The sequence below is a fragment of the Streptomyces sp. NBC_00249 genome (assembly GCF_026342355.1).
GTDB lineage: Bacteria > Actinomycetota > Actinomycetes > Streptomycetales > Streptomycetaceae > Streptomyces.
On sequence record NZ_JAPEMV010000004.1, the window covers coordinates 87,853 to 101,489 of the forward strand.

Consider the following 13,637-nt stretch of genomic DNA (forward strand, 5'->3'; position numbering starts at 1 on the left):
ACAGAACCGAGCCGTTCCCCGAGCATCGCACGCCCTTCCACGGCCCACGGTCCCTCGGACGGGTGATGCTGCTTCCCCCAGTGAGACATGTTTACGCCCCCTGCGTCACCTTTCTTCGCTCCCCGCGCTCCCCCTGCCGTGCACCCGTGCCACCCAGTCCGCGGGCCTGGCGATCTCCGTCTTGGTCGGCAGTGTGTTCGGCGAGGTCCAGACGCGGTTGAAGCCGTCCATGCCGACCTGGCCGACGACGGCGCGCACGAACCGCTCGCCGTCCCGGTACTGGCGCAGCTTCGCGTCGAGGCCCAGCACCTTGCGCAGCGCGGCGTCGAGCCGGCCGGCGCCGCTGGCCCTGCGCTGCTGGAACTTCTCGCGGATCTCGGCGACGGAGGGCACCACCTCGGGGCCGACCCCGTCCATGACGAAGTCGGCGTGGCCCTCCAGCAGGGACATGACGGCGGTGAGCCGGCCGAGCACCTCCCGCTGTTCTGGGGTCTGGACGAGTTCGACCAGGGAGCGGCCCTCGTCGCCGCGCTCGCCCTCGGGGCGGGCTCCGGCGAAGGACTGGAGGGCCTCTCGCAGGCGCTCCAGGACGGCTCCGGGCTCCATGTCGGTGGCGCCCAGGAACGTCTGGATTTCGCCCTCCAGGTGGGCGCGCAGCCACGGGACGGCCGTGAACTGGGTACGGTGCGTCTCCTCGTGGAGGCAGACCCACAGCCGGAAGTCGTGCGGGCTGACCTCCAGCTCGCGTTCCACGTGCACGATGTTGGGTGCGACGAGCAGCAGCCGGCCGCCGGTGGCGGCGTTGCCGGGCAGGTCGAGGGCGGCGGGGGCGAAGGTCTCGTACTGGCCGAGGACGCGGGAGGCCAGGAAGCTCAGCAGCATGCCCAGCTCGACGCCGGTGACCTTGCCGCCGACGGCGCCGAGCACGGCTCCGCCGGGGGCGCCGGCGCGGCGGTCCTGCATCTTGCCGAGCAACGGGCCCAGCAGTTCGCGGAAGCCCGCGACGTTGGCCTTGACCCAGCCGGCGCGGTCGACGACGAGGACGGGGGTCTCGGGGAGGGTGACGCCTTCGGGCATCATCCGGGTGAACGCGCGCACGTGCTCCTCGGAGGTCCTCGCGTGCCGGCGGAGCTCCGCCACCACGGCCCGGGCCTCGTCGCGGCTGACTTCCGGACCCGACCGCACCAGCCGGGTCGCGGTCGCCACCGCGAGGTTCCAGTCGACCATCTCGGCACCACCGATGCTCGTCATGCGTCAACCGTACGTGGACCCGCGCCGCGGCGGGATCCCCCCGTACGGGTCCTACGAGGTGGTGGCCACGGCGGCGGCCAGCTTGTCGAGGCCCTTCTCGGCGGCCGGGCCGTCCGGTGCGCCGGCGGTGAGGAAGGCGAAGGCGAGCAGCCGGCCGGCGGGGTCGACGACGGTCCCGGAGAGGGAGTTCACGCCGCTGAGGGTGCCGGTCTTGGCCCGCAGCAGGCCGGCGGCCGGGGAGGTGCCGGCGTTGCGGGCGCGCAGGGTGCCGGTGAATCCGGCGACGGGCAGGCCGGTGAGGACGGGCCGCAGCTCGGGCCGCGCGGGGTCGGCGGCCTTGGTGAGGAGCCCGGTGAGCAGGCGGGTGCTGACCTTGTCGGCTCGGTTGAGTCCGCTGCCGTCGGCGAAGCGGGAGCCGGTGACGTCGACGCCGAGGGAGGCCAGCTTCTCGGAGACGGCCTTCTCGGCGCCCTCGAATCCGGCGGGCTGCCCGGCGGCCAGGGCGGTCTGGCGGGCGAGGGCCTCGGCGATGTCGTTGTCGCTGTTGGTGAGCATCCGCTCGACGAGCCCGGCGAGGGGGGTGGAGAGGGTGGTGGCCAGGGGCTGGGCCCCGGCGGGGGCCTTGCCGCGGGCGGGTTCGCCGGTGACCTTGATGCCGCGGTCGCGCAGCAGGCCGGCGAAGGCGCGGGCGGTGTCCTTGGAGGGGTCGTCGGTGCGCTGGACGGGGCCGGAGACGGAGTCGTCGGGGCGGCCCTCGTCGGCGGTGAGGGCGGTGACGGGGGCGATGTTGTCGTTGCGGCCGATGGGGTGACGGACGGCTCCGGTGTAGAGGGAGTCGTCGTAGGCGAGGGTGACGGTGTCGGTGCCGGCGCCCTTGAGGGCCTGGGCGGTGTCGGCGGCGAGGGCGACGAGGCTGCCGCCGGATCCGGCGGGGCTCTTCTTCTTGGCGGTGAGGGAGGGGTCGCCGCCGCCGACGAGCACGATCTCGCCGGGGCCGGCCCCGGGGGCCACGGTGGTGCGGATGCGGTGTTCGGGGCCGAGGGCGGCGAGGGCCGCGGCGGCGGTGGCGATCTTGACGGTGGAGGCGGGGGTCATGGCTTCGCCCGGCCCGGACTCGTAGAGCACCTGGCCGGTCGCGGTGTCGACGACGGAGGCGCTGCGCACGGCCCCGAGGGCGGGGTCGGCGAGCAGCGGGCCGAGCACCCCGGCCAGTCCCGGTCCGGCGGCGGGCGGTTTCTGCCCCTGCGCGGAGCGGGGGGCGAGGGCGGCGAGGACCCCGGGGGCGCTGGGCGCGGCCTGTGGGAGGCCGCCGGCGGCGTGATCTCCGCCACCCGGACGGCCCCAGGAGGCGGCCTTGTCCCGCTCGGCCTTACGCTGGCCGGAGTCCCAAGGTCCCGCGGCGGCCACCGCCGCAGCCGAGAGGGCGAGGCCGGCCACGGCCGACCCCGCGATGAGCTGCCACGTCTTGACCAATGGCACCTCGGACCAGCCCCTTTCGCGATCACACATATGCGTGAGGGACACTTAACCACTGCGTCTTGCCGCGAGCATGGCACCCCACCCGGCAGGGCTGGGCCGGACGCGCACGCAGTTGAATCAATTGCCGTCTCGAAGCAGTCAAGCCCCGGCGCGAGGCCGGAGCTGATCATGGAGGAGCAGGACGTGGAGTTCGACGTCACCATCGAGATCCCCAAGGGTTCGCGGAACAAGTACGAGGTGGACCACGAGACCGGCCGGATCCGCCTGGACCGTCGTCTCTTCACCTCGACCAGCTACCCGGCCGACTACGGCTTCGTCGAGAACACCCTCGGCGAGGACGGCGACCCGCTGGACGCGCTGGTCATCCTGGACGAGCCGACCTTCCCGGGCTGCCTGATCAAGTGCCGCGCGATCGGCATGTTCAACATGACGGACGAGGCGGGCGGCGACGCCAAGCTGCTGTGCGTGCCGGCCTCGGACCCGCGCGTGGAGCACCTGCGCGACATCCACCACGTGTCGGAGTTCGACCGCCTGGAGATCCAGCACTTCTTCGAGGTCTACAAGGACCTGGAGCCGGGCAAGTCCGTCGAGGGCGCCAACTGGGTGGGCCGCACCGAGGCCGAGGCCGAGATCGAGGCCTCGTACAAGCGCCTCGAGGCCCAGGGCGGCCACCACTGAGCTCCGCTCGGTGAACAGGTGGGCGGCGTTTGCGCCGGCCGGCTGACATGACTGTGGGCGGTACCCCCTCGGGGGTACCGCCCACAGTCGTACGCGGACGCCCTCCGCCTTCGCCGGGGAGGAAACGATTCCGCATACTGGTACCGCAGGTGATCACGGACTGGAGGGCGCGTGGCCGAGGCCGACGGGGCAGAGGACAGGAAGCCCAAGTCCGACGAGGCGCACAGCGCCTTCGCTCCCGTGCCCGGGATGGAGCCGGAGGCCCTGGAGGACGACCAGCCGACCTCGGAGTTCGCCGTCCCCGACGGCATGGTCGCGCAGAACGCCGAGCCCTCCGAGGGCCCGGCCTCCGCCTTCGCCGCCCCCGCCACCTACAGCGCCCACCACTCCCCGCCCGCCTACACCCCCGGCGGCTCCTTCCCCGTCTCGCTGATGAAGGAGTCCCCCTGGCAGGACCGGATGCGCACGATGCTGCGCATGCCGGTGGACGTCCGCCCGGTCGCCGAGCCGGTGCAGCGGCCGAGCGAGGAGGCGGGCCCCGCCGTGGGCCGCGTCCTCGACCTCACCCTGCGCATCGGCGAGCTGCTGCTCGCGGGCGGCGAGGGCGCCGAGGACGTGGAGGCCGCGATGTTCGCGGTGGCCCGCTCGTACGGGCTGGACCGCTGCGAGCCCACGGTCACCTTCACGATGCTGTCCATCACCCACCAGCCCTCGCTGGTGGACCACCCGGTCTCGGCGAACCGCACCGTGCGCCGCCGCGGCACCGACTACACCCGGCTGGCGGCCGTCTTCCGGCTGGTGGACGACATCAGCGCCCACGAGGTCGAGGTCACCCTGGAGGAGGCCTACCGCCGCCTCGCCGAGATCCGCCGCAACCGCCACCCCTACCCGACCTGGGTGCTGACGGCGGCCGCCGGGCTGCTGGCGGGGGCCGCCTCCACGCTGGTCGGCGGCGGGGTCACCGTCTTCTTCTGCGCCGCCCTCGGCGCCGTCCTCGGCGACCGGCTGGCCTGGTACTGCGCCGGCCGCGGACTGCCGGAGTTCTACCAGTTCGTGGTCGCGGCGATGCCCCCGGCCGCGATCGGGGTGGCCCTGAAGATCGCCGAGATCGACGTCCGCGCCTCCGCCGTGATCACCGGCGGGCTCTTCGCCCTGCTGCCCGGGCGGGCCCTGGTGGCGGGCGTGCAGGACGGCCTGACCGGCTACTACGTCACCGCGTCCGCCCGCCTGCTGGAGGTGATGTACCTGTTCATCGGGATCATCATCGGCGTGCTCGTGGTGATCTACCTGGGCCTCCAGTTCGGCGCCCAGCCGAACCCGGACGAGGTGCTCCAGATCCCCAGCCGGCCGGTGATCCAGATCCTCGCCTCGATGGTCCTGGTGTTCACCTTCGCGATCCTGCTCCAGCAGGAACGCTCCACGGTGTGGATCGTGACGCTCAACGGCGCCGTCGCCTGGGTCACCTTCGGCGCGCTGCGGGCCGCCGAGCTGCCCCCGGTGCCCTCCACGGCCATCGCCGCCGGGCTGGTCGGCCTGTTCGGACAGCTCTTCTCCCGCTACCGGTTCGCCTCCGCCCTGCCGTACGTGACGGCGGCCATCGGGCCTCTGCTGCCGGGCTCGGCGACGTACTTCGGGCTGCTGTCGATCGCCGAGAACCGCCTCGACGCGGGGCTGGCCTCGCTCACCAACGCCGCCGCCATCGCCCTCGCCATCGCGATCGGGGTGAACCTGGGGTCCGAGGCCTCCCGGCTCTTCATGCGCATCCCCGGGGCGCAGAGCGCGGCCAAGCGCCGCGCGGCCAAGCGCACCCGCGGCTTCTGACCCCGCCGCAACCCGCCGCCGCCCGCCACCGCCCCGCCCGCCCCCGGGTACGCGAACGCCCCGGGGACGCGGGGTCTCCGGGGCGTACGAGGGTCCGTACGGGCCGTCTAGCGCTTGGCGTGCCGCCCGCGCGGTCCGGGAGCCTGCGGGTCCTCCGGAGCGCCGTACGGGGCCGTGGGGGCTTCCGCGGCGGCCTTCGCCTTGGTCTTGCGGGCCTTGAGCACCTCGAAGATCACCGGGATGACCGAGATCAGCACGATGCCGATGAAGATCGTCTCGACGTTGTCCTTGATGATGTCGAACTGGCCCAGCTGGTAGCCGAGGCAGGTGACGCCCGCGCCCCAGGCGATGCCGCCGATGACGTTGAAGGTCAGGAAGGTGCGGTACTTCATCGCGCCGGCGCCCGCGACCATCGGCGCGAAGGTGCGGATGATCGGCACGAACCGGGCGAGCACGATCGCCTTGGGGCCGTGCTTCTCCATGAAGTCGTGCGCGGCGTCCAGGTTCTCCTTCTTGAACACCTTGCTGTTCGGCCGGTTGAAGAGCTTCGGCCCGAAGTACTTGCCGATCAGGTATCCGACCTGGTCACCGATGATCGCGGCGGCCACGATCAGGGTGCAGACCAGCCACAGCGGCTGGCTGATGTTGCCGCTCGCGACGAACAGGCCCGCCGTGAAGAGCAGGGAGTCGCCGGGCAGGAACGCGAAGAGGCCCGACTCCGCGAAGACGATGACCAGGATGCCGATCAGGCCGAATTCGCCGATCAGATACTCCGGGGACAGCCACTCAGGGCCGAGCGCAAGCGTGTACACGAGTTCCGGGCTCTCCTGGATCGGGGGGGTGTCGGCTGTGGGGGGCGACAGGCAAGTGTTCTCAATTATCAACGCACACGACCCCCACCGGGTTCCAGGGCCCGGAGGGGGTCGCACGGTGAAGCCCGCGGATACGCGCGGCTATGGGACGGTCACACCTTGCGCACCGCGTTGGCCGTGATCGCGTCCCGCAGGTGCTCGGCGAGACCCGGCCGCATCCCGTCGTAGAAGGCCTTGAAGCGCTCGTCCGCGACGTACATGTCACCCAGGCAGGTGTGCATCTCGTACGGGCAGTCGTAGAACCAGGTGCTGATGTGCAGCCGGTGCTCCTCGGCCATGTCCATGGCGGCCTCGCCCTCGGCGGGCTCACCGGCCTCCATCAGCGCGGCGTACCGGGCGCCCCAGTCGGCGGCCTGGTCCTGCATCCGCTTCCAGTCGTCCTTGGTGTACGAGGCCGCCCGGCGCTGCGACTCGGCGTAGGAGTCGGTGTGCCCCCAGCGCTGCTCGGCCTCCTCGGCGTACTGCCCGGGGTCCTTGTCCCCGAAGACCTCGAACCTCTCCTCCGGCGTGAGGTTGATCCCCATCTTCTTCGCCTCCATGGCGTGCTCCACGGCCTTGGCCATCTGCTGGAGCCGGGCGATCCGTTCGGTCAGGAGGGCGTGCTGCCGGCGCAGGTGCTCCCTCGGGTCCGATTCCGGATCGTCCAGCAGGACCGAGACCTCGTCGAGCGGGAAGCCGAGCTCCCGGTAGAACAGGATGCGCTGCAGCCGGTCGAGGTCGGCGTCGTCGTACCGCCGGTGTCCCGCGTGGCTGCGCCCGCTCGGGGAGAGCAGGCCGATCTCGTCGTAGTGGTGCAGGGTGCGCACCGTCACTCCGGCGAAACCGGCGACCTGGCCCACGGAGTAGCCCATCGCTTCCGCTCCTCTGGTCGGTTACGACCCCCACTGTGGATCCTCACGCCACGTGAGGTGCAACCCCGCCGGGGAGGACCGATCAGCCCATGGCCTTCGTGCCGTCCAGGGTCTCGCGGATGATGTCCGCGTGGCCCGCGTGGCGGGCGAACTCGCGCACCAGGTGCAGGAGCATCCAGCGCACCGAGACCTGGGCGTCCTTCGGGAACCAGGGCGCCGGCGGCAGCGGGAAGGTGTCGTCCAGGCTGGGCAGGGTGGTGACGAAGGCCTCCGTCTGCGCCCTGACGTCGTCCCAGAAGGCGAGGGCGGACTTGAGGGTCTCGTCCCCGGACAGCCGGAAGCCCTCGTGCCAGTCCTGCGGGGCGCGGCCGTGCTCGTTCTCGCGCTGCTGGGCCAGCCGGAGCCAGTTGAGCTCCACCTCGGCCGTGTGCTTGACGAGCCCGGACAGGGACAGCGCGCTGACGGTGGGGCTGCTCGCGGCCTGTTCCTCGGTGACGCCTTCCGCGGCGGTGCGGATCGCAGCGCGCTGGTCCTCGACGAAGAGCAGGAGCGTCCCGCGCTCGTCGCCCTCGATCTCCTGGGTGGGGTGTGCCATGACCGACCGCCTTCTGCGTGGTGTGGTGTGCCGCTGTCCTGCTGACAAGAACCACGCTACGGAGCCTTGCGGTCAGCTTCTGTCCGCAACTCCGGCCCGTGTCCAGAAGCGGGGGTCAGAACGGGAACTGGGTGCGGCCGTGCTGGACCGAGATCCACTTCTGGGTGGTGAAGGCCTCGACCGTGGCCTCGCCGTTGAGGCGGCCCAGCCCGGAGTCCTTCTCCCCGCCGAAGGCCGCGAGCGGCTCGTCGCCGATGGTGGAGTCGTTGACGTGGATCATGCCGGTCTCGATGCGCTGGGCGAAGCGCACGCCGCGCTCCACGTCCCGGGTGTGCACGGCGCCGCTCAGCCCGTACGGGGTGGCGTTGGTCAGGCGCACGGCCTCGTCCTCGCCGTCGAAGACCACCAGCAGCGCCACGGGGCCGAAGATCTCCTGGCCCAGCAGCGGGGAGTCCTCGGGGAGTCCGGCCAGGACGGTCGGCTCGACCAGGTTGCCGCGCGTAGATCCCCGTACGAGGGCCCGGGCGCCGGATTCGACGGCGCGGTCCACGAGGGAGGTCAGGGCGTCGGCCTGGAAGGAGTTGATGAGCGGGCCGATGTGGGTGTCGGCCTCGTGGGGGTCGCCGGTCTTCAGGGCGCGCACCCGGGCGGTGAACTTCTCCGTGAACTCCTCGGCCAGGGAGGCGTCGACGAGGATCCGGTTGGCGGCCATGCAGACCTGGCCCTGGAAGACGAAGCGGCTGAAGACGGCCGCGTCCACCGCGTAGTCGACGTCGGCGTCGTCGAGGACGACGAGGGCGCTGTTGCCGCTCAGCTCCAGGACGGTCCGCTTGAAGTGGCGGGCGGCGACGGATCCGACGTGCCGGCCGGTGCGGTCGGAACCGGCGAAGGAGATCACCTTCGGGACGGGGTGGGTGAGGATCGCGTCGCCTATCTCGGCGATGTCCGTGATCAGCACGTTGAGCAGGCCGGCCGGGAGCCCGGCGTCCTCGAAGAGCTTGGCGATGATCCCGCCGCCCGCCACCGGGGCGTTCTGGTTCGGCTTGATCACGACGGCATTGCCCAGCGCCAGCGCCGGGGCGACCGACTTCAGGGTCACCAGGAAGGGGAAGTTGAAGGGGCTGATCACGGCGACGACCCCGACGGGCAGGCGCTGGACGCGGTTCTCCTTGCCCTCGACCGTCGAGGGCAGGATGCGGCCCTCGGGGCGGACGGCCAGCTGCATCGCCTCGCGCAGGAACTCCATCGCGAGGTGGACCTCGTACTCGGCCTTGGGACGGGTCCCGCCGAGCTCGTCGATCATCGCCTCGACGATCTCCTTCTGGCGCTCCTCCGTCAGCCGCAGGGCCCGCTCCAGGACGGCGCGTCTCGCGTACGGGCCGGTGGCGGCCCACTCCCGCTGTGCCCGCTCGGCGGCGCGGTAGGCCCGGTCCACCTGTTCCACGGTGGCGACGGTGATGGCCGCGAGCTTCTCGCCGTTGTACGGGTTGACGTCGATGATGTCCCACGAACCGGTGCCGGCCAGCCATTCGCCGTCGATGTACTGGTGAGCCAGGTCGGTGAATATGGACATGCCATCCCTTACTGCGAGCGCGCACCCTTGCGCTGCACCGGAGACCGATCGGTCGTCGTCATGCACTGATCAGACGTCATACTACGTGCGAATCAAGACAGTTGGAGCAGTCCACGCAGGAGATCGCGCGTCTTGTCGGGATCCGGGCAGTCGGCCTGGAGCCGCTGCATCGCCCTTCCGTACTGCGCCACTTCCTCGTCCTTGTCCAGGTAGAGGGCACTGGTGAGCTGTTCCAGATAGACGATGTCCTGGAGGTCGGACTCGGGGAAGCGCAGCAGGGTGAAGGCTCCGCTCTCGCCCGCGTGGCCGCCGAAGGAGAAGGGCATCACCTGGAGCTGCACGTTGGGCCGCTGGCTGATCTCGATCAGGTGTTCCAACTGCCCCCGCATCACGTCGCGGTCGCCGTACGGGCGGCGTAGGGCGGCTTCGTCGAGGACGGCGTGGAAGACCGGCGCGTTCTCGGAGACGAGGACCTTCTGGCGCTCCAGGCGCAGCGCGACGCGGCGGTCGATCTCGGCGGTGGAGGCGCCGGGCATGCCGCGGCTGACGACGGCGTGGGCGTAGGCCTCGGTCTGGAGCAGGCCGTGGACGAACTGCACCTCGTAGATGCGGATGAGGGAGGCGGCGCCCTCCAGGCCGACGTAGGTCTGGAACCAGCCGGGCAGCACGTCGCCGTAGCTGTGCCACCAGCCCGTCGCGTTGGCCTCGCGGACCAGCCCCAGGAGGGACTCGCGCTCGGCCGCGTCCATGACCCCGTAGAGCGTGAGGAGGTCCTCGACGTCTCTGGCCTTGAAGCTCACCCTTCCCAACTCCAAGCGGCTGATCTTCGATTCGGATGCGCGGATCGAGTAGCCGGCCGCCTCACGGGTGATGCCGCGGGATTCTCGGAGTCGCCTGAGCTGTGAGCCCAGGAGGATGCGGCGCACCACAGAACCGCTGGCTTCTGCGGTCACTTGTCCTGCCCTCCCCATCGCGATGGTGTGCGCGTGGTGTGCGCGTGCCTCGGTGGGGCCCCCGTACCCCGGTGCCGCAGTCTGCCACCAAAACGCATCGGCCCGTACTCGTTCTGTAACGGAATCCTGCGTCCCGGAAAAGAAGTCCGTAAGTATGCGTAGGAAGAAATGAGCAAGAACCGTCACGGGAGTGGACAGGTCCGGCGCGTGCACGTGCATCTGCCCTTGCATCCGGCTTCGCCATTCGGAACGATGGTGCCGCGCACCTGCGTGCTCTTCGCGCCGGCGCCGGACCCACCCCGCAGTTCTCTTTGGACGATGCCGCCGCTTCGTCCGCGAATCCCGGGAGTGCCTCGCATGGGGACGAATGGATCGACCATGCTCGAGCCGTTACGGCAGGGGCTGCCCCCGGTCGACCCCACGGCTGTCTCCGGGTCCGCCTCCTGCGCTCTGCCGGCCCGTTTCGAGGCCGTGCGGGGCGCGCGGTCGTTCACCAGGTCGACCCTCTCGCAGTGGGGCCTGGACGACCGTTTCGACGACGTCTCGCTGGTCGTCTCCGAACTCGTCACCAACGCGCTTCGCCATGCCCTGCCCGACGACGCCCGCTCTTCCGCGGGCGAGCCGGAGGCGGCCGTACGGCTGCACCTGATGCGGTGGAGCACGCGGCTGGTGTGCGCGGTGCGGGACCCGAGCGAGGACCGGCCGGGCGGATCGTTCGCACCGGAGCGGACCGACGAGAACTGCGACCTGGAGTCGGGGCGCGGGCTCTTCCTCGTGGACGCCTACAGCGACAACTGGGGCTGGCACCCGCTCGCGGGGCGGCTGACCGGCAAGGTCGTGTGGGCCCTGTTCATGCTCGCGGACTGACCTTCCGCCGGGCGCGCGGACAGACAGGTACGAACAAGACAACTGGCCGGGGTTGATCGTTTCGATCAGTCCCGGCCAGTGCACGTGCATGGCCTGTTTCGGTGCGCTGTTCCGTCAGCCGATCAGATGATCGAACTCGCCGTCCTTGACGCCCAGCAGCAGCGCCTCTATCTCGGCCGGCGTGTACACGAGCGCCGGTCCGTCAGGGAAGCGCGAGTTGCGCATCGCGACGTCGCCGCCCGGCAGTTTGGCGAACTCCACGCAGGATCCCTGCGAGTTGCTGTGTCTGCTCTTCTGCCAGGTCAGCCCATACAAGGAAGCGAGTTCTGCAGCTGCCATCCCGTTGTACGCGTGGTCCACAGGAAGCCCCCGATAGTGCAGATGTCAACTGCACCGGATCATAGCTGTGTTCATAAGCGCATGCATGGGCAGATGCACGTGCACGCGCGGTGCTCGGTTCATCACTGTTCATCACCGTCAGGGCCGAAGTGCCTCGGACACCTCGTCGAGCGAGTCCAGCAGCTGCTGCGACGCACCGCGCAGCACCCCCGGTTCCACGGTGTCCGGGCCGGTCACCAGGGCGCGCAGCCCCTCCCACCGCGGAACCCGGCGCTCGCGCACCTCCTCGGCCCCCGTCTCGGTCGCCGTCCGCAGGGCCCGCGCCAGTTCCGCCGCGCCCGGCACCGGGGCGTGCGTCCGGTCCGGGAGGTGGGCCTCCAGGAGCATGGCGCCCCGGCCGAACGCCGCGAGGGCCTCCGCCGCCCCGTCGGCCGCCGCCCGGGACAGGCCCCGGTGGCGCACCGGCTCCCCCTCCGCCCGGGCCAGGGCCTCCTGCCAGGCGGCCCGGGCGTCCCGGGTCGCGAGGAGGGCCTCCCGGACGTCCGCGCGGCGGGCCCCGGCCGGGTCGGCGTACTGCCCGAGCACGGCGGCCGCGTACCGCCCGACGGCCGCCGTCCAGTCGGCGAGGCGGGTGCGCAGCCGCGGGGTCTCCCAGGCCGGGTAGAGGGCGTACGCCACCATCGCCAGGAGCCCGCCGAGCAGGGTGAGGGCAATCCGGTCGGGCACGGTCTGGTCCCAGCGGACGCCGCCCATGCCGAGCAGGAAGACCACGTACGCGGAGACGAAGGCCTGCGCGACGGCGTACCCGGTGCGCATCAGTACGTACATCAGCCCGGCGCTGACCACGGCGAGCAGCCCCGACAGGTACATCCCGGGCTGCGCCAGCTGCACGATCGCGGTGGCGGCCCCGACGCCGGCCAGGGTGCCGGCGAAGCGGGCCACGGCGCGGGACCAGGTCTGGGTGAAGTCGGGCCGCATCACCATCACCGAGGCCATCGGCGCCCAGTAGGCGTGCCCGAGCGGCAGCGCGTGCCCGATGAGGTAGCCCGCGCAGGCCACCACCGTCACCCGCAGGGCGTGCCGCAGAATCGGCGAGCCGGGCCGCAGCTCGGCCCGTACGGCCTTCATCACGAGCGGCACCAGGGCCGGCACGGTGGGCCGCAGCATCGACTCGGCCGGGTCGGCGGTGCGCCCGGAGCCCGGCTCGGCGGTCTCCAGTACGTCGTCCAGCAGGGCGGCGAGCCGCCGCGCGGCCCGCAGCGGCGGGCCCTGGAGCACCTCCGGCAGGTCGGGGGCCTTCAGCACGGCCAGGGCCGGCGCGGGCAGGCGTACGGGGTCACCGTGGCGGATGGCGTGCGCGGCGGCGTCCAGCACCGTCCCGGCGGCGGCCAGCAGTCCCCGTACCCGCTCCCGCGCGGGCCCCTCGGCCGGGGCGCCGACGGCCGGGTCGGCGAGCGAGGCCAGCACGGGCCGGAGCCGCTCGGCGAGCCCGCGCGCCCCGTGCAGCTCGGCGGGCCGGCGCCGGGCCTGGCGGACGGTGACGGCGGCGGCGTCGCGGGCCTTCATCAGGGGCGCCGGGTCGAAGGAGGAGACGGGGTCGTGGCGCAGGCGGCGGGCGTAGTCGGCCTCGGCGGCGAGCGCGTCGGCGAGGGCGTCGCGCTGGGCGCCCCAGCGGCGGACCGGGAAGAGCACGATCAGCAGGGCCTGGACCACGCCGCCGGCGGCGATCATCGCGGCGTGCCCGGCGGCCTGCGCGACGGAGGTCGGCAGGGTGACGGTGACCAGCATGATCGCGACGTTGCCGGAGGCGATGATCCCGGCCGTGGGACCGGCGGCCCACAGCAGCCCCGCCACGAAGGTCCACACGGCGAGCAGCAGCAGGAAGAGCCAGGTGTCCGAGGAGCCGACCAGGTAGCCGACGAAGGTGGAGACGGCCAGGGTCAGGCCGGAGACGAGGGCGAGGACGGGGCGCGGACGCCAGCTCTTCTGGAGGGTGGCGACGGCAGCCATGAAGGCGCCGAAGGCGGAGCTGACGGCCGCCCCGGGCCCGAACAGGGCGAGCCCGGCGCCGATGACGATCGCGAGCCCCGCCGCCGCCCGCAGCGCGATGAGGGGCTCCAGCGGGGTCCGCTCGACCGTCACGCCCGAGCGTGCGGTGTGCTTCAGCGCCCGGAGCCAGCCCATGGCACCGAGGTTAACCGTTTGGTCCTGTTCTTCAGGGTTCTTCAGGGGTTCTTCAGATTTGTCAGGGACCGGGCAGGGGCGCTTCCATGGGCGGGACCGTCATCCGAAAGGTGGAACGCCCATGCTCCGCAACGCGCTGGGCCGTCTCTTTCGGATCTTGCCGGTTAAGCCCGC

Annotated in this window: 11 protein-coding genes and 1 pseudogene; 3 read left to right on the forward strand and 9 right to left on the reverse strand. The window is 71.8% G+C overall.

Features of this window, described 5'->3' with window-relative positions; genetic code table 11:
* Positions 1-105 precede the first annotated feature (105 nt).
* Together OOK31_RS18670 and dacB are read right to left on the reverse strand one after the other, a co-directional pair.
* Complete coding sequence (locus tag OOK31_RS18670) at positions 106-1,251, reverse strand: zinc-dependent metalloprotease (RefSeq protein WP_267088401.1); 1,146 nt, start codon at positions 1,249-1,251, stop codon at positions 106-108.
* 51 nt (positions 1,252-1,302) lie between these two features.
* A complete protein-coding gene (dacB, locus tag OOK31_RS18675; RefSeq protein WP_267088402.1) occupies positions 1,303-2,730 on the reverse strand; it encodes a D-alanyl-D-alanine carboxypeptidase/D-alanyl-D-alanine-endopeptidase in 1,428 nt (475 codons plus the stop codon).
* 183 nt (positions 2,731-2,913) lie between these two features.
* Here dacB and OOK31_RS18680 point away from each other — a divergent pair, with 183 nt between their 5' ends.
* Both OOK31_RS18680 and OOK31_RS18685 read left to right on the forward strand, forming a co-directional pair.
* Positions 2,914-3,408, forward strand: coding sequence for an inorganic diphosphatase (locus tag OOK31_RS18680; protein WP_214947725.1), 495 nt, complete (start codon positions 2,914-2,916; stop codon positions 3,406-3,408).
* A gap of 171 nt (positions 3,409-3,579) precedes the next feature.
* Complete coding sequence (locus OOK31_RS18685) at positions 3,580-5,229, forward strand: threonine/serine exporter ThrE family protein (RefSeq protein ID WP_267088403.1); 1,650 nt, start codon at positions 3,580-3,582, stop codon at positions 5,227-5,229.
* Between the two features lie 167 nt (positions 5,230-5,396).
* Here OOK31_RS18685 and OOK31_RS18690 read toward each other — a convergent pair.
* From OOK31_RS18690 to OOK31_RS18710, 5 genes and pseudogenes are all read right to left on the reverse strand, one after another.
* A pseudogene (locus tag OOK31_RS18690) lies at positions 5,397-6,041 on the reverse strand (VTT domain-containing protein); the annotation flags it as partial.
* Positions 6,042-6,193: 152 nt separating this feature from the next.
* The gene (locus OOK31_RS18695; protein WP_267088405.1) at positions 6,194-6,952 is read right to left on the reverse strand and encodes a MerR family transcriptional regulator; all 759 of its coding nucleotides are present in this window, start codon (positions 6,950-6,952) and stop codon (positions 6,194-6,196) included.
* 82 nt (positions 6,953-7,034) lie between these two features.
* Positions 7,035-7,547 carry a DinB family protein gene (locus OOK31_RS18700; protein WP_267088406.1) on the reverse strand — a complete coding sequence of 171 codons (513 nt, stop codon included), beginning with the start codon at positions 7,545-7,547 and terminating at the stop codon, positions 7,035-7,037.
* A gap of 115 nt (positions 7,548-7,662) precedes the next feature.
* Positions 7,663-9,120: an aldehyde dehydrogenase family protein gene (locus OOK31_RS18705; protein WP_267088407.1), complete on the reverse strand. Its 1,458-nt coding sequence runs from the start codon at positions 9,118-9,120 to the stop codon at positions 7,663-7,665.
* A gap of 92 nt (positions 9,121-9,212) precedes the next feature.
* Entirely contained in the window at positions 9,213-10,091 is an 879-nt protein-coding gene (locus OOK31_RS18710) for a helix-turn-helix transcriptional regulator (RefSeq protein ID WP_267088408.1), read from the reverse strand.
* A 360-nt stretch (positions 10,092-10,451) separates the two neighbouring features.
* Here OOK31_RS18710 and OOK31_RS18715 point away from each other — a divergent pair, with 360 nt between their 5' ends.
* Entirely contained in the window at positions 10,452-10,940 is a 489-nt protein-coding gene (locus OOK31_RS18715) for an ATP-binding protein (RefSeq protein ID WP_267088409.1), read from the forward strand.
* Between the two features lie 114 nt (positions 10,941-11,054).
* Here the strand turns inward: OOK31_RS18715 and OOK31_RS18720 are convergent, their stop codons facing one another.
* The gene (locus OOK31_RS18720) at positions 11,055-11,300 is read right to left on the reverse strand and encodes a DUF397 domain-containing protein (RefSeq protein WP_267088410.1); all 246 of its coding nucleotides are present in this window, start codon (positions 11,298-11,300) and stop codon (positions 11,055-11,057) included.
* A 117-nt stretch (positions 11,301-11,417) separates the two neighbouring features.
* Positions 11,418-13,463 carry an FUSC family protein gene (locus tag OOK31_RS18725; protein ID WP_267088411.1) on the reverse strand — a complete coding sequence of 682 codons (2,046 nt, stop codon included), beginning with the start codon at positions 13,461-13,463 and terminating at the stop codon, positions 11,418-11,420.
* Between the last annotated feature and the right edge of the window lie 174 nt (positions 13,464-13,637).

Excerpts from the sequence above, each read along its gene's own strand:
- OOK31_RS18670 (WP_267088401.1), bottom strand. The coding sequence starts at position 1,251 with ATGACGAGCATCGGTGGTGCCGAGATGGTCGACTGGAACCTCGCGGTG.
- OOK31_RS18695 (WP_267088405.1), bottom strand. The coding sequence starts at position 6,952 with ATGGGCTACTCCGTGGGCCAGGTCGCCGGTTTCGCCGGAGTGACGGTG.
- OOK31_RS18700 (WP_267088406.1), bottom strand. The coding sequence starts at position 7,547 with ATGGCACACCCCACCCAGGAGATCGAGGGCGACGAGCGCGGGACGCTC.
- OOK31_RS18705 (WP_267088407.1), bottom strand. The coding sequence starts at position 9,120 with ATGTCCATATTCACCGACCTGGCTCACCAGTACATCGACGGCGAATGG.
- OOK31_RS18710 (WP_267088408.1), bottom strand. The coding sequence starts at position 10,091 with ATGGGGAGGGCAGGACAAGTGACCGCAGAAGCCAGCGGTTCTGTGGTG.
- OOK31_RS18715 (WP_267088409.1), top strand. The coding sequence starts at position 10,452 with ATGCTCGAGCCGTTACGGCAGGGGCTGCCCCCGGTCGACCCCACGGCT.
- OOK31_RS18725 (WP_267088411.1), bottom strand. The coding sequence starts at position 13,463 with ATGGGCTGGCTCCGGGCGCTGAAGCACACCGCACGCTCGGGCGTGACG.